The sequence below is a fragment of the Thalassomonas actiniarum genome (assembly GCF_000948975.2).
Classification (GTDB): Bacteria; Pseudomonadota; Gammaproteobacteria; order Enterobacterales; family Alteromonadaceae; genus Thalassomonas; species Thalassomonas actiniarum.
Window position 1 is genome coordinate 4927675 of sequence record NZ_CP059735.1, and the last position, 15857, is coordinate 4943531.

Genomic DNA, 15857 nt, shown 5'->3' on the forward strand with positions numbered 1-15857 from the left:
TTTCTATCCCAAGCGCCAACCCTTAGCTAAAGTAAAAATATCAACGGCTGACAGGGGGAAAAGCACTGCAAATGAAAAAGCGGCTGTTTGTTTTTTTATTCGTCATTCCTTTAGCGCTGAGCGGCTGTTCAACCCAGTTTGTTTATAACAATATCGACTGGCTGATCCACTGGTACCTGGACGATTATGTCGACTTAACCAAAAGCCAGAAAAAACGCTTCGACGGCAAAATGCAGCTATGGCTCAGCTGGCATAAAAATACCGAATTAGCCAGTTATCAGGCCCAGTTAACAGAGCTAAAGCGTGCTATCAGCGAAGAAGTGCTGACGCCCCGGCTATGGTTACATCACAGTCAGCTGGCAAGAGAGCACTGGTTCCGTTTTAGAAACACCTTAAGCCCGGACCTGCTGGAGCTGGCGATGGAGCTTAGCAATGAACAAATCGAGGAGCTTTTTGCTGCCCTGGAGCAGAAGACGCAAGCATGGCAGCAAGAAAGGGCCGGCAAGAGCCATGAAGCCTTAAGCAGACTCAGGGCGAAAGAATTAACAGACAGAATCAAACCCTGGACCGGCAAACTCAACCAGGCGCAAAAACAACTCATTGCCGACTATAGCCGGCAACACATATCAAGTTTCCAGTCTTTTATCCAGTACCGTCGCAACTGGCAGGCCCGGGCCAAAGCCTTACTGCTTGACCGGGAAAGCCAGGATTTCAAACCGTTATTTTTACAATTATTAACTGAACCTGAGCGCTTCAGGCCCCCGGAGCTTACCCGGACCTGGGCCGTCAACCGCCAACTCAGGGCACAGCTGATGTCAGACTTGCACGCGAGCTTAACCGTAAAACAAAAAAGGCGCCTCAACCATAAACTTACTGATCTGATTGAAGATCTGACAGAACTGCAGGAAGAATAAAATAAAAACAGCTAAAATGATCAGGTTACCACTTCTCCCTGAGTAATATTGACAAGCCTATGCTAAAGCAACTCCTGTTCATCCTTATCCTTTGCCCTGCCCTTTACCTGTACGGCTGTAACGACGACGGCAAAGAAAGTACGGCAAATGAAACACTATGCCTGCAAGATCAGCTTGCCTTTGACCCGGCGATCTTCCAGCAAAACGGCTTTCATCTTTTTGTCATCGGCGATACCGGCACCGGAGATGCCAACCAGCAAAGTGCTGCCGCACTTTTAGAGGGTTACCACCTGAACTATCCGCTGGACGGCATTATCCATACCGGAGATATTTTCTACCCGAACGGCCTGGACAGCGCTGACGATGATAATGCTTATAGTAAATTTACTTCTGTTTATCAGGGGCTTTCCCCCCTTCCCTGGTATTTCGTGGCAGGCAACCATGACCATGACGGCAGTATCCAGGCGTTAATCTCCTTCGCCGCCGGGTTTGAATCCCTGCATTACCCCGAGCCCTATTATCTCAAATCCCTGTCCAAGCCCGATCTCAACTGGCAAGTTAACCTGCTGGCGACAGATACCACACCTTTCACCTTTGGCCTGGTACAGACAGGGCAGTTGGCCTGGCTGCAAAACCAGCTTAGCGCCCGGGAAAATCAGCTCAACCTGGTGATCGGCCATCATCCCATTTTTTCCCGCGGCAAGTATGACGGCACCGAAGAGTTACAGGGCAGTTTTTACCAGTTGCTCAAGCAGTACCGGGTGCCTCTATATTTATCCGGTCATGACCACAACCTGCAACTGTTACCCCGCCGGGAGGGCACGGCTTTTTTAATCAGCGGCGGCGGCGGAGCGCCTGTGCACGGGATTTCCTGCGGTGAGAATCTTTATGGCGATAAAAGCCACGGCGGCTTTGGCTTGTTTATCAGTCAGGAGAGCATGTATGTGATCCCGGTAACCCCGGATGGACCCAGACACATGTTCTCCCTGCCACTAGAACAGGTAGCGGACAATTAATCGGTATTCATTGAGATCATGATCAAATTTATGGTTATAACCTAAGGTCAGGTTGACACCGAACTGCCAGTGAACTGCCGGCCGGTAATAATAACCGGCCCTGAAACCGTAACGTTCATGGTCCTGCTGCTCCCGGTATTGCAAGGCAAATGACATCTCTTGCTGAAAATTAAATTGGTACTTGCCTTCTATGGCCGCCATCAAGCCGTATTCTGAGGTTTTACTATGAAAGCCGCGGGCATCATGTTTAACTTGCTGGCGCTGACCCCCGAGAGAGAGTAACCATAAAACATCGCCGTAGCCATATAAGCGGTATCCCAGCTGCAATTCTTGCTGCTGCAATTCAAAATCATTGTTCGCGATACTGTCTTGTAAAAAACGCCATTGGCCAAAGAGCACCAGGGAGGTAAACAGGCTCTTGCGCGCCGCAATATAAACCCCGTTAAAAGTCGTCGCCTGACCCGGTGAAACCTGCTTTTCAAGGCCCGCGGCAATAAAGGCTTCCGGCGGCAACTCCCGGGCATTCACCATCACCGACAGGCACACCAGGCAACCGATAAAAGAATATTTCCAGGCCCCAGCCAACATATCTGTTCCTGCCAAGTTAAAACCTAGGCTTAAGTATGGCCCTCCCCCCGGATTTATCAACGCCGGGACTGACCCCGGGAGAAGGTGGGCTCGCCACATGGCTAAGTTATAAATTGCGCTTGAACTCGGTCATTTCTATTTCAATCACCGGCAACAGCTTACAGATATCGACGCTGGCATCCTGCTCTAAAATCGCAAACAGCTGCTGGTAGCCGCTGTCGATGGAAGATTTCACTTCATCTATGGTTCTTTGCGCCACTTCCAGCTCAACCGACGCCCGGATGATATTGATCAAAATGTTTTTAAATGCCGCCAGCTTCTTTTGATCGTCATAACCGTTACCGCCGTCCGGGGATTTACTCGCCCAGTAATCTTTTAAATGGCTGTCAATACGGTCCACATAATAGGAAGCCATTTGCAGCTCTTTGCCGTCATTTTTTGCTTCTGCCGGAATAAAACCAATCACTTTACTTAACACCGGGCCGATCACCGGAATATGGGAAAGCGCAAAAGCACTGCCCGAGCGCGCCGCTTTTTTCAGCCCCGCTTCCCTGAGTGTTTTTTTACTTTCCCTGAAGGTTTTATTCATCCACTGGCTGTCGGCTTTGAGTTCCCGGGTAATCTGCTCATTGATGCGGCTCCAGACAGGGATCGCATTGCTATTTCTAAAATCCGGGTTTTCGGGTACTGGCATGAAAATATCCTTAAAATCAGTTTCAGGGGCTACTTTTCCTTGTGCATTAACAAAGAAAAGCACGCTTTTTTAAGCCGGAGATCTTGCCGGGCAATAAACTTAAGCCAATATAAGGAGATAAACCGTGAAAAACTTGGTCGAATATAGGGGGCAAGCGGCGCTTTCTCTCGAATAAAGTAAAAGCGGCACTTGGTCCGCAATTTATGCCTTTGCCGTTTATCTGCTGATCCCGTCACTTTGGCGCAAAATAGACCAAGTCTCTGCCAACTATCCGCCAACTAGCGTAAAATGAGGGATAAGGGAAACAGCGCAAAAGGGGTTAAATGATGATTAAGCAAAACCGGCGTGACTTTATCAAATTATCGGCCGCTTCCCTGGCAACAGGCATATGCCTGAGCCCGCTCTCCCTGCTATCGGCAAAACCCCTCCCGGCAGACAAATCCCGGCTTTTCACTAAGGTTATTCCCGCTACGGGAGAAAAACTCCCGGCCATAGGCATGGGGAGCTGGATGACCTTTAATGTCGGCCAGGATCAAGGGGCCAGGCAAAATTGCCAGCAGATCCTAAGGGCATTTTTTAACGGCGGCGGCACCCTGATAGACTCCTCCCCTATGTACGGCTCTTCCGAGGAAGTGATTGGTTATTGCCTGGAACAACTAAACCGGCAAAACAAGCACTTTTCGGCGACTAAAGTCTGGACCCCTTTTCAATCCAGCGGGGTAAGACAAATACATGATTCACAGCAGTTGTGGGGGGTGGATAAAATAGACCTGATGCAAGTCCACAACCTGCTGTCCTGGGAAAAGCACCTGGAGAGTTTAGAACAATTAAAACAAGAGGGACAAATAAAATATATCGGCATCACCACCTCCCACGGCCGCCGCCACGAGCAGATGGAAAAAATCATGCAAACCAGGGAGCTGGATTTTATCCAGCTGACCTACAATGTCCTTGACCGGGAAGCCGAATCCCGGTTATTGCCGCTGGCACGGGAAAAAGGCATAGCAGTGATCGCCAACCGCCCTTTCCAGCGCAAAGCATTATTTCACCGCGTCCAGGGAAAAACTTTGCCCGCATCCGCCCAGGCAATAGATTGCCATCACTGGGCGCAATATTTCCTGAAGTTTATCATCTCCCACCCGGATATCAGCTGTGCCATCCCCGCCACCAGCCAGGTGGCGCATATGCAGGAAAATATGGCGGCGCTCAGGGGCGCCATGCCGGATGAAAAATTCAGGGCAAAAATGCTCAATGACATACAGGGCATCTGATGCTTGAACAGCTGTTTTTGTATTTATCTGACTTTTTGATGTTTATGCCAGAAAGCTATTCACGCCTGATAACTCACTACAACCAGGCAGTCTGGCCGTTACCTCTGTTCACCTTATTGCTCGGCGCCGTCAACCTGGTACTGATAAAATCACGCTACCTGCACCGAAATCGCCTGGTTAACCTCAGCCTGGCATGTCACTGGTTATGGGTGGGTTTAGTTTTTCACTACCACTACTTCAGCACGATCAATTGGGCGGCGCCGGCTTTTGCCCTGCTTTTTAGCTTGCAGGCTGCCCTGCTGTTTTTTTGGGGCGTCATTAAGAATAAAATTCACTATCAAGCCCCGTTCACTCCTGTAGGTTATGCCGGGCTGTTTATTTACCTGTTTGTTTTATTGCTTTACCCCGCCCTCACCGCCTATTGGCATCAGGGCCGGCAAAGCGCCGACTATTACGGTGTCGGCGCCGATGCCACTTGCCTGGCAACCCTGGGGCTGTTGTTGATGACAAACAGCCGCAGCCGCTATTACCTGCTCTTACCCTTGCTCTGGTGTCTGCTCAGCGCCGCTATGGCCTGGATGATGGCATTCAAACAAAGCTTGCTGCTGGCAGGCATGCCTTTGCTGGTAGGCCTTCTCAAGGTTTTTCCCGCTATCGTTTACCGCGTAAAAAACGCCGCCAAACATAAATAATTTTATACCGCTAAATATCACCACCAGCTAAAAGCCTAGCTTTCACCGAGTATCTTATTTGTGCCTGCTTTAGGCTGCAAAGCTTGATGCAGGAAAGCCGGTGCTCCCTTTATCGAAACGCCCTTTAATCAGCCAGCAGTGAAACAAAATATGAGTATCATCAAGCCAAAAACCATTAACGGCCAGGTCATCGTCATCTTGATTTTAGCCGGTTTATGCTCCAGCCTGATCCTTGGCTACCTCAATATCCATAACAGCAGGGTCATGGCAATAGAGGAAGTCTCCGGTAAAGCCAAAGAGTTGATCGACAGAGCCGCGCAAATGTTTATCGTTTCCACGGTGCGCTTTAATGACGAATACCTGGCAGCCGCCGACGAAGCTGCCAGGCAAGCGATCAAAAGCGACTGGCAGCGCACCATCAGCGCGGTAGACCGGGCGGTTACCCATGACTTTGGCGACAAACACAGCCGGGTGCGCTTATTTACCGATGCCAAGCTGCTTAAGGTAGCGCCCCAGGGACAGGAAAATACCCAGGCGCGGGGAGAATTTGAACACAAAACCCTGCGGACATTTTATAGCGGCTCCCGCGATGCCGTTACCGATATATCCGACCGCTATTACCGCTTTGCCGTGCCCCTGACCAGCGATATGCACCCGGGATGTGCCAATTGCCATGGCATCCCCACTGAAAAAAGCCTGCTTATCGGCGCCCTGGGGGTAAGCATTCCCCTAAAAGAGTATCTGGCAACGGCATCAAAAAACGGTTATTTATCGACCTTTTACTTTATCCTGCTGCTGGTACTCTCTTTTACCATTACCTTTGTCTTACTCAAACTTAAGGTCTCGGCGCCGTTAAGCCAGCTGAACCTGGGTACCCGGGACATCATCGAAGGCTTAGCCCGCAACAAGGCAAACTTAGCCACCCGCTTTGATGATAAACAGGCGGGAGAAATCGGCATTTTGGCGGCTAACTTTAATGATCTGATGCAGATATTAGCCAATATCATGCAGGAACTGTCACTAGGCTCACAAACCTTAATATCCGCTTCCGGGCAAACCGCAACCATAGCCGAACAGACCAAACAAAACACCCATGAAAGGCTGCTCAACCTTACCAGCGTGGTCACGGCACTGTCGCAACTACATCAAAGCAGTGAAGAGGTCGCCGCTGGCGCCTCCGATACCGCAACGGCCTCGGTCAGCGCCAACGATGCCGTATTGCAGGGACAGGTAAAAGTCGAAAATACCCTGAGTGCCATCAAGGCGCTTGAGCAAAATATCAGCCAAACCGGCCTTGCCATCACCCGGCTGCACCAGAGAACCGATACCATAGGCAATATTGTCACCACCATAGACGGCATCGCCGAGCAGACCAATTTATTGGCCCTTAATGCCGCCATAGAGGCCGCCCGCGCCGGTGACCAGGGTAAAGGGTTTGCCGTGGTGGCCGACGAGGTGCGCTCCCTGGCACAGCGCACCCAGGCGGCAACCAAAGAAATCAATCAGCTGGTAAACGACTTACAAAACGACTCCGGCCAGGCAGCGGCGGCGATGAGCCAAAGCAGCAAACGGGCAAATGAGTCGGTCGATTACGCCGTCGAAGCCGAGCACTTCTTAACCACCATCACTGCCAGCATGGCCAATATCTGCGATATGAACAACCAAATTGCCGCAGCGGCTGAACAGCAAAATATGACCCTGGCAGATATAAAGTGCCACCTCGACGCCGTTGAAAAAGATGCCCGGAAAACCCTGAGCGGCACAGAGGCCACGGTGCAACAAAGCAATAAACTTATCGCCTTATCCGAGCATTTAACCGCTTTGGTCAACCATAGCGACAGTTAAGCACTGGCAAGGCGCTCACGTAAAAAAGCAATAAACACCCGCATCCGGTATGACAGGCTGTGCTCTTTGGCCCTTAGGGCATAGAGGTTTAACGCCGGGGTCGTATATCCGGTTAAAACCTCTTTAACCTGATCCCGCCCCAGTGTATCCGCCACGATAAATTCCGGGATATGGGCCAGTCCCTGGTGGCTTAACAGCGCCGATTTGATCAATAAGCTGTTATTGGCCACCAGCTTGGGCTCAAGGTAGATATCAAGCACTTTATCCCCCTGATAAAACTGCCACTTTTTTGCCATGCCCGGCAGATGATACATCAGACAGGCATGGCGGGCCAAATCGGCCGGCTGCTCCGGGGTGCCATATTGCGCCAGGTATTCGGGGGTGGCACACACCACAAAACGGTAACCGGTAATTTTCTGGCATAACAGACTTGAGTCCGCCAGTTGCCCGGTCAGGCGCAGTACCAGATCATAATCCCCCGCCAGCACATTCACCTGCTGATCACTGAGCCGGGTATCAAACTCAATTTCGGGATATAACTGCATAAATTCGCTTAATAGCGGGGCAAACACTTCCAGGCCCCAGGTCATCGGGAGCCCGAGGCGAATTTTCCCCGCCGGTTTTTGCTGCTTCTGAGCCAATTCCTGCTGCAGGTTTTGCCATTGTCCCAGCAGCAATAAGGCGCTTTGATAACAGCGCTCACCGCTGTCGGTCACCTGCATATGCCGGGTGCTGCGCTTGAACAAAACCGCATCCAGGGTAACTTCCAACTGCTCTATCGCCTTAGATACCCGGGCTGCGGAGATCTCCAGCCGTTTAGCCGCCCCGGTAAAACTGCCCTCTTCCACCACGGCTTTCATCACCTTCAGGCTTTCTAACTGGTTTATTTTCACCATCTTCATGCCAACAATTATTAACTAAAAGTTATTAATCTTTCAATTTAAAGCGATATTCTCAATCTTTTAGTCGAGTGTCAAAATTACTCCACTTTAAAGCAACCAGGCCGTTACCATGACACTTGAACATTCAGTCCTGTTTAGCCCGCAAAAAATCGGCGCTTACACCCTAAAAAACCGTTTAGCCATCGCCCCCATGACCCGGGTCAGTGCCGATAAGGCCGGTTTGATGACCACGGAAATGGCACGATATTACCAAAGCTTTGCCGAGAGCGGCTTTGGCCTTATCATCACCGAAGGCCTGTATACCGATAAACGCTATAGCCAGGCATACCGCAACCAACCGGGCCTGTCGGATATCCAGCAGGCAAAGAGCTGGCAACCCTTACTCTCCTCCCTTAACGCCAGTGGTACCTTGCTCATTGCCCAGCTGATGCACGGCGGCGCCCTGTCGCAGTACAATAAATACCAGGATCATACCCGCGGGCCTTCTGCTGTCAGGCCTTTGGGCCAGCAAATGCCTTTTTATTACGGCCAGGGGCAATATCCGCTGCCAGAGCAAATGACAATGCAGGATATCCGTGAGGTGATCAAGGGTTTTGTCTCAGCCGCCTTGTTTGCCCAATCCGCCGGTTTTCACGGCGTTGAAATACACGGCGCCAACGGTTACCTGTTGGATCAGTTCCTCACCCCCTACAGCAACCGGCGCAGCGATGTATACGGCGGCCTTTTGGCAAACCGCTTACGCCTTTACCGGGAAATATTACAGGCGGTAAGAGCTGCGGTAGGTGATAACTTTATCGTCGGGGTGCGTTTTTCCCAGAAAAAAGTCAACGACAACGAACACACCTGGCCGGAAGCTATCGAGGCGGCATGGCAAACCTTCACCTTGGCCAAAAACAGCCAGGTCGACTATATCCATACCACAGAGCCGCAGGCATGGGCACCGGCTTTTGCCAACAGCCCTTCGCTGGCGGCACTGGCAAAGCATTACTCTGGTTTGCCGGTCATTGCCAATGGCGGCATCGTCGAAGGCGAGCAGGCGTTGGACGTTATTAAACACCAACAGGCTGATATTGTCGCCATCGGCCGCGCCGCCCTGGCAAACCCAAACTGGGTCGATGCGATCAAATACGGCCAGGCGCTGCGTGCTTTTGATTACGACCTCTTTAAACCGATTGCCAATCTCGAAAATGCCAGCCGTTATTTAGACAGCGTAAGTTGAGGAGAGACACTGCCTGCTTATGGATGAAACAGGCAGTCAAGCGCTTATATCACAGCGCCTTTATTATTGCTCGGCCCGGGTGACCAGGTTGGCAGACGCCGCTTTTTTGCCGTCCTGAGCCAATATCGGCGCCAGGACCGCCAGGTCGCCGTCGATATTCTCGGGAATGGGTAAGCCCAAAATACTCGCCAGCACAGGGAAAACATGAATATTTTCAAAGCTGGGGATCTCCAGTCCCTGTTTGAAATCCGGCCCGTTGGCAATAAAAATGGCTGCCATTTCCTTCACCCGGTAAGGGTTAAAGCCATGGGTGCCCCCCACCGCATCATCAAGCCATTTTGTATCGGAAAAGGTCGCGGGCGGCGCAACATCAAGCAGGATATCGGCAATACGGTGGCTGCCGCCATAATGTAAACGCTCAGGGATCGTTTCTTTGGCATAAACCCGGTAGCGGCCCATGCTTTTTGCATTCAGCCGCTTTACGTCTTCGGCAATCTTGCTTTGGCTGATAGCTTTATCCGCATACAACATCAACTGGGTTGAGCCGTTCACGACCTTGTAACCGCTAAAGTCATCCAGCGCTTGCCAGTCGATCTTACTTTGCTTATTGATTTTCACCATACCGTGATCCGACACCACCACCAGGTTCACCTCAAAAGGCAATTCATCTAGGCGCTGCTTAAGCTGGCCGATATAACCGTCAAGCATGGCCACGGCATCCTGTACCTGCTGCGATTCCGGACCAAAATCGTGTCCCATGTCATCCACCAGGGAAAAATAACCGGTAATAAAACTTGGCCGCTGGCTTGGTGGTAACTTTAACCAGTCGATAATGCCGTCGATACGCTCCTGGTAGGGGGTCGATTTATTATAGCCATGATAATAACTGGGCAGGATACCGCCAATTTCTGCATCGGATTCCGGCCAGAAGAAAGTGGCGCTGCGAACATTGTTTTGCTCGGCCAGGGTCCATAGCGGCGTGCCCCAGAGCCATAAAGGCTGCTCCTTTGCCTTGCCCATATCATAAACCTCGTCAAGCTCAACATCATAAAAGTCATTGTGCACCAGCCCGTGGTTGCTCGGGTACATACCGGTTACCAGAGTCAGATGGTTGGGAAAGGTTTTTGTCGGATAACTCGGCTGCATACTCGTCGCCCGTACCCCGCCCCGGGCCAGGGCCTTGAGGTTTTTCGCTTGGTATTTTTCAATATAGTCATAGCGAAAACCATCAAGCGAAATCAGCACCACGGGATTGACTGAGTGGACAGAGGTCACTTTTGATTGCGAACAACCCGCCAACAGCACCAGGGAAACAGCTAAAAACCACTTTAGCCGGGACAAGATAAACGACATTTATAACTACCTAAAATAAAGAATCTTCCCCTACCTTACCCGAATATCCAAGGCAGGCCTATCACTGATTTATCCGGCAAGCGGAATTCAGGTACAGGCATTTGGAAAAACCCTCTTTGTCTTTAAATCCTTAATAGCTAAAAAGCAATTATCACAAAGATTTACAATTAAAGATTACCATCAAAGCCTTGATCCCTTATCCTTTGTTATTAAAAGCCCTTTTTGCTGAAGAAGGCTCTGCGGTAACTTCTTTAAAAGGCAAGATATCACCACAAATTTACAAGGAATAATAATAGCGATGAAACATTTCAAACCTGCCATTCTGGCCCTGGCATTAACCGCTGCACTGGCGGGTTGTCAGCACCAGGCCGCCAATCAGGCAAACACAGGGCCCCAGCCGGACACCAATAGTCAGCAGATAATTAAAAGCCCGGCTGATCAAAGAGATTATCGCTATTTAACCCTAAAGAACGGCTTAAAAGTATTGCTGATTTCAGATCCGAGAGCGGATAAATCGGCCGCCGCCATGGATGTTTCCGTCGGTGCCTATCACGCCCCCAAAGACCGTGCCGGCCTGCTGCACTTTTTAGAGCATATGTTATTTTTGGGCACGGAAAAATATCCGGATGCCGGGGAGTATAACGAGTTTCTCAAGAAAAATGGCGGCGCTTCGAACGCTTACACTTCAACAGAAGATACCAACTATTTTTTTGATGTCAGCAATGACGCCTTCGACCAGGCCTTAGATCGTTTTGCCCAGTTTTTTATCGCCCCCACCATGGATCCCGAGTTTGTCGAGCGGGAAAAAAATGCCGTGGACTCGGAGTACTCCCTGAAATTAAAGCAAGATGACCGCAGAAGCCGGGAAGCCAGCCGCCAGGCATTAAACCCTGCTCACCCGCGCAGCATGTTCAGTGTCGGCAACTTAGACACTTTAGCCGATCGCGGCGATGATAAAGTATACGACGACCTGATGGAAGTTTACCGCCGCCACTACTCGGCAAACCGCATGGCGCTGGTGGTATTATCCAACCAGCCTTTGGCGCAGATAGAAAAATCGGTCACCGAAAAATTCAGCGCCGTTAAAAATAACGGCCTGGCCGCCCCGAAACTGCCGACAGACTTTTTAGGTCAGGAGCAGCTGGCCACCCGGGTATTGATCGAACCGCTTCGGGAAATGCGCAGCCTGAAATTAACCTTTCCAATTGAAGATACCCAGCAATATGCCAATGAAAAACCCACCCGGCTGCTCAGCCACTTGCTGGGCCATGAAGGCGAAAACTCCCTTTACCAGCGCTTAAACCAACAGGGCCTGGTGGAGTCTTTGGGCACCTATGTTGAAAATGACGATGCCGTTGATGCTTTTCAAATCTCGTTAAGCTTGACGGAAAAAGGTTTAACCCGGGTAGATGACATCACCCGGGAGATCTTCGCCTATATCGACCTGATCAAACAACAGGGGATCAAGGAAGAATATTACCGGGAAATCAAAAATATTGCCGCACTCGACTTTACCTTCCAGGAAAAAGTCAGCCCGATGCGCACCGTATACCGCTTATCCCCGGTATTGCAAAAAACACCGGCAAAACATTTGTTGGACATACATTACACCTACAGCGGCTTTAACGAAGCCTTAACCCGGCAATACCTGTCCCAGCTTAACCCGCACAATATGCAGCAAACCCTGGTGGCCCCGGGGGTGAGCACAGACAAAAACGAACCTTTATACGATGTGAACTATTCGGTCAATAAACTGCCGCAAGCCAAACTGGACCAATGGCACAATACCCGGGCCTATGCGGACATGAAACTGCCGCCGCTAAACCCCTTTATCGCCGAAGATATCCAGCTGAAAGAGCAACACAGCAACAGCCGTCCCGAACTTTTGGTGGATAAACAAGGCATCAAACTTTGGCACTATCAGGACACCAGCTTTGACATGCCTAAAGCCAGCGTCTTTATGCGTATCGAATCGCCGCTTGCCGCCAACAGCAGTGAAAACCGGGCCATGCTGACCCTGGCCAGCAAACTTATCGAAGACAAGTTAAATACCTATGGCTTTAATGCCAAAGCCGCCGGCCTGGATTACCGCCTGTTCGCCTCGGATAAGGGCTTAGGTTATAGCGTAAACGGTTACCACGACAAACAGGCAGAGCTGATCAAAACCATTAACGACACCATCACCCGGTTTGACATCAGCGAAGAAAAATTTGCCCTGGTCAAAGACACCTTGCTCAGGAAGTGGAAAAATTCCGCCCTTGACCGTCCCATCCGCCAGGTTGCCGGCAAAATGAAACGGGCCTTTGGTGAAGATCCCTTCTCCAGCAAGGTCAAAGGCGAGGCACTGGCGGCTGTCACCCTGGAGCAGTTAACCCGCTATATGCAGGCAATGTTGTCTCAGGTCAGCTTAAAAGTCATGACCCACGGCAACACGGATAAAACCGAAGCCATCGCCTTAGGCCAGAGCTTTGCCGACAGCTTCTTAAGCTCGGCAAAAACCGCTCCGCAGCACCGGCTGAACCTGCGCCAGCTGGCCCCGGGTGAAGAAGCCGTCATCGAAATGGATATCAAACACCAGGACTCGGCCATCGCCATCGCCTATCCGGCGCCAACCTCGCTGACGGGATTAAAACAAACCCGGATGCTGGGACAGGTGCTCACCGCCGCGTTTTTCAATGATATCCGTACCCGGCAACAGCTCGGTTATGTGGTGCATGCCGGCGGCGGAGAAATTGAAAATATGCCGACGCTGAATTTTTATGTCCAGTCCTCCAAGGTGGGCCCGAAAGAGCTGCAAAAACGCATCGACCAGTTTATCCTGGAGCAGTTTGCCGTGGTCAAGGCCATGACGGAAGCAGAGTTTGCCGAGCACAAAACCGGACTGATCACCAACATCAAACGCCAGGATAAAAACCTGCTTGAGCGCACCCGCAGATTATGGGCCGAGTTAGGTGACGGCTTTGACAACTTCGACAAGAGAGAGCAGTTAGCCGCTGCCATCTCAGCCATGAGCAAGCAGGAGCTGGTCGAAAGTTATGAAAGCCTGCTGATGGCGCCGATGAAAAAGCGCCTGATCAGCCGTAACTTCGGCAAGGCCCACAGGGATCAGGACTTTCAAAATGCCAGCAAGGACAATTCGGTCTGCCGCAAAGAAACCTGCTGGACCCGGGTCGCCCCGGATAAAACCCGCGGTTAATCCGCACTAGTGCCATAACGCCCTGATGCTGCGGCATCAGGGCTACCCCCTTAGCTTCCCCCCTGTGCTGCCATATACGTCTATACTAAAAAAGTTAACCTTCACGGGTGCTCTGCCGTTATTGTCCGGCCCTCTAAAACAGATGCCATGAATGCAAAGGAGCTGTTTTCTTGAAGCATTACTTTAAGAGACAGCTAGTTAATTGCCGTACTCACCTGATATTTTAATACCAACCAGTGAGGTGTGATCATGTCTATTCAAAAACTCATTACCGCCTTTGTTATCAGCTTATGCATAGTCACCAATGCCAACGGTGCCGCTTTTATGAAACTTGGCGATATCAAAGGTGAAGCAACCGACAATGAACACAAGGACTGGATTATCATTGAATCCATGAATTCACCGCTGTTCAGGGCCCAGGCGAGTACCGACTCTGCGGGACAATGCCAGCTTGCTCTTGCTGACAGAGGCGATACCAGCTTAGGAGATGTGGTGATTGTCAGGGAGCTGGATAAGTCTTCGGTCAAGCTGCAGCAAGCCTCCTGTGCGGGTAGCAACAGCCATTTCGAGGAAGCAATAATCGATGTGGTCGCGTCAAAACGCCGCGGACGCGAACCCTACCTCAGGTATAAGCTCACCAATGTGATAGTCACCAGCTACAGTATTGCCCCCGGCAGCAACAACGCAGGAGACACAGTGCCCATGGAGAGTTTCAGCCTGAATTTTGAGGCGGTAGAATTTGAATACGTGCCGCAAAGGCAAAAATAGCCACCGGGCACAGTTCAACCAGACACATGTCACAGCGGCGAAACAGCCTCCATCCAGGGGGATGCCTTAGTAACCCCCTTTTATGGCAATGGGCCTTGCACGCCTGTTTGTTTAGCAATTTGTCGGTTTAGCCGGGATAAAAATCCCGGCGAGGACGCTAAAAAAGCTTTACTGATATAAATGCCAAAAGGTTTTGAAAGGGCAATCGTTTGCCGGTAACGGGAGTTTTCCAGCCCGTGCTTTTTCGCCGCCGTTAAAAAGACCTTTTCGGCAACAAAAATAGCATCAAGCCATTGTTGTTCAAAAGTCAGCTTGAGCAGATTATCAATACCATCCACCTGATATTGATAATTATGTTTTTTCAACCAATAGCCGGTATTGGTATGGGGTATAGTGCCTATGGTAACCCCCGCTGAAAAATCAGGTGCAGGCGTCGCTATCTCCTTAAGATCTGCCCGGTAAAACCAGCTCCAGTTATTGAGCATCACCGGCTGGCTAAAGCGAGCCACCTTGTTGCGCTGTGCATTTTCGGATGCGAGAAAAAATCCCACGGCCCGCCCCTGCTTGACTTCTTCAAGCGCCCGGCCGTAATTCGGCACTAGGGTAAGTTGGTAATCCAGCTCTAAAGCCTCTAACACAGGTACCACTTTATCGACGGCGATACCACGAACTATGCCCTGGTCAAGGTAAGCAAAAGGAGGAAAATGCGGCAGAACAAACACCAAAGGGGCGGCAGTAAGCTTAGCGCCGAAAAACATAAAACTAAAAGCTATAAGCCGGATAAAGCCCCTGACCACCATATAAAATCTCAACAACTTTCGCGCATCTGTTTTGCGGATAAATGAGAAAGAATAGGCTTATGTTAGCATGATTAAAGCAAGCGGGAATAGCCGTTATAGGGCGAAAATAACATTAACCGCAGTAAAGATCAGGAACTGACAAGACCGGGAAAAACGGAAATAGCGCCCTGACAGCTCCGCCGCCGCTTAAAACTTAATCCTCTATGTTTTTTACCCGGCCAACATCACCGCTTTGCAACCGAACTTTAATGCCATGGGGATGGTTAGGGGATTTGGTTAAGATATCTTTTACCACCCCTTGGGTCAGTTTGCCGCTGCGCTGGTCTTGCTTTAAAACAATTGAGACCCTGGCACCGACTTTTATCTCGCTCCTGTTGTTGCCGGACATAATTTTCCTTACTCACAGCTAAAAATATAATAAACCATAGTAACACTTCTGCCTGTCCCGGGAGAAATGAATATAACCCACCTAAACTCAGTCCATATTGCAGGGCGCTGTAGCCATCACCAAGACCTGAATGCCTGCTCAACCTTATCCAGGCTGCCTTGGTAACCCCCTTATATATGGCTGTGCTGCACATCAGGAGCCCCCAATATAA

At 50.5% G+C, this 15857-nt stretch carries 14 protein-coding genes; 8 read left to right on the forward strand and 6 right to left on the reverse strand.

Going from position 1 to position 15857, the window contains the following annotated elements; translation table 11 throughout:
- Positions 1 to 71: 71 nt before the first annotated feature.
- Both SG35_RS21555 and SG35_RS21560 read left to right on the forward strand, forming a co-directional pair.
- Positions 72 to 914, forward strand: coding sequence for a DUF6279 family lipoprotein (locus SG35_RS21555; RefSeq protein WP_044832090.1), 843 nt, complete (start codon positions 72 to 74; stop codon positions 912 to 914).
- Positions 915 to 973: 59 nt separating this feature from the next.
- A complete protein-coding gene (locus SG35_RS21560; protein ID WP_044832089.1) occupies positions 974 to 1930 on the forward strand; it encodes a metallophosphoesterase in 957 nt (318 codons plus the stop codon).
- Here SG35_RS21560 and SG35_RS21565 read toward each other — a convergent pair.
- A complete protein-coding gene (locus tag SG35_RS21565) occupies positions 1907 to 2518 on the reverse strand; it encodes a hypothetical protein (protein WP_044832088.1) in 612 nt (203 codons plus the stop codon). The two genes, SG35_RS21560 and SG35_RS21565, sit on opposite strands and share 24 nt — an antisense overlap.
- A 106-nt stretch (positions 2519 to 2624) precedes the next feature.
- Positions 2625 to 3212: a hypothetical protein gene (locus SG35_RS21570; protein WP_044832087.1), complete on the reverse strand. Its 588-nt coding sequence runs from the start codon at positions 3210 to 3212 to the stop codon at positions 2625 to 2627.
- Positions 3213 to 3535: 323 nt separating this feature from the next.
- Between SG35_RS21570 and SG35_RS21575 the strand changes: the two genes are divergently transcribed.
- The 3 genes from SG35_RS21575 to SG35_RS21585 all read left to right on the forward strand — a co-directional run bounded on the left by SG35_RS21575 (position 3536) and on the right by SG35_RS21585 (position 7020).
- Positions 3536 to 4483 (forward strand): aldo/keto reductase, encoded by a 948-nt coding sequence (locus tag SG35_RS21575; protein ID WP_236702557.1) that lies wholly within the window; start codon positions 3536 to 3538, stop codon positions 4481 to 4483.
- The gene (locus tag SG35_RS21580; protein ID WP_044832086.1) at positions 4483 to 5175 is read left to right on the forward strand and encodes a DUF6064 family protein; all 693 of its coding nucleotides are present in this window, start codon (positions 4483 to 4485) and stop codon (positions 5173 to 5175) included. The genes SG35_RS21575 and SG35_RS21580 overlap by 1 nt, the downstream gene beginning before the upstream one ends.
- Before the next feature lie 150 nt (positions 5176 to 5325).
- On the forward strand, positions 5326 to 7020 hold the full coding sequence (locus SG35_RS21585; protein WP_053042928.1) for a methyl-accepting chemotaxis protein: 1695 nt from the start codon (positions 5326 to 5328) through the stop codon (positions 7018 to 7020).
- Here the strand turns inward: SG35_RS21585 and SG35_RS21590 are convergent.
- Complete coding sequence (locus tag SG35_RS21590; RefSeq protein WP_044832085.1) at positions 7017 to 7916, reverse strand: LysR family transcriptional regulator; 900 nt, start codon at positions 7914 to 7916, stop codon at positions 7017 to 7019. The genes SG35_RS21585 and SG35_RS21590 overlap by 4 nt on opposite strands.
- A gap of 115 nt (positions 7917 to 8031) precedes the next feature.
- On the opposite strand from SG35_RS21590, the gene SG35_RS21595 reads away from it, so the two are divergent.
- Positions 8032 to 9141 (forward strand): oxidoreductase, encoded by a 1110-nt coding sequence (locus SG35_RS21595; protein WP_044832084.1) that lies wholly within the window; start codon positions 8032 to 8034, stop codon positions 9139 to 9141.
- Between the two features lie 63 nt (positions 9142 to 9204).
- Here SG35_RS21595 and SG35_RS21600 read toward each other — a convergent pair whose 3' ends face one another.
- Positions 9205 to 10494 carry an alkaline phosphatase family protein gene (locus tag SG35_RS21600; RefSeq protein ID WP_044832083.1) on the reverse strand — a complete coding sequence of 430 codons (1290 nt, stop codon included), beginning with the start codon at positions 10492 to 10494 and terminating at the stop codon, positions 9205 to 9207.
- A 298-nt stretch (positions 10495 to 10792) separates the two neighbouring features.
- Between SG35_RS21600 and SG35_RS21605 the strand changes: the two genes are divergently transcribed.
- Together SG35_RS21605 and SG35_RS21610 are read left to right on the forward strand one after the other, a co-directional pair.
- The gene (locus SG35_RS21605; protein ID WP_044832082.1) at positions 10793 to 13690 is read left to right on the forward strand and encodes an insulinase family protein; all 2898 of its coding nucleotides are present in this window, start codon (positions 10793 to 10795) and stop codon (positions 13688 to 13690) included.
- Positions 13691 to 13939: 249 nt separating this feature from the next.
- Entirely contained in the window at positions 13940 to 14458 is a 519-nt protein-coding gene (locus SG35_RS21610; RefSeq protein WP_044832081.1) for an Hcp family type VI secretion system effector, read from the forward strand.
- Positions 14459 to 14538: 80 nt separating this feature from the next.
- Here SG35_RS21610 and SG35_RS21615 read toward each other — a convergent pair whose 3' ends face one another.
- Both SG35_RS21615 and SG35_RS21620 read right to left on the reverse strand, forming a co-directional pair.
- Positions 14539 to 15270 carry a substrate-binding periplasmic protein gene (locus tag SG35_RS21615; RefSeq protein WP_274055223.1) on the reverse strand — a complete coding sequence of 244 codons (732 nt, stop codon included), beginning with the start codon at positions 15268 to 15270 and terminating at the stop codon, positions 14539 to 14541.
- A gap of 181 nt (positions 15271 to 15451) precedes the next feature.
- A complete protein-coding gene (locus tag SG35_RS21620; RefSeq protein WP_044832079.1) occupies positions 15452 to 15646 on the reverse strand; it encodes a YwbE family protein in 195 nt (64 codons plus the stop codon).
- Between the last annotated feature and the right edge of the window lie 211 nt (positions 15647 to 15857).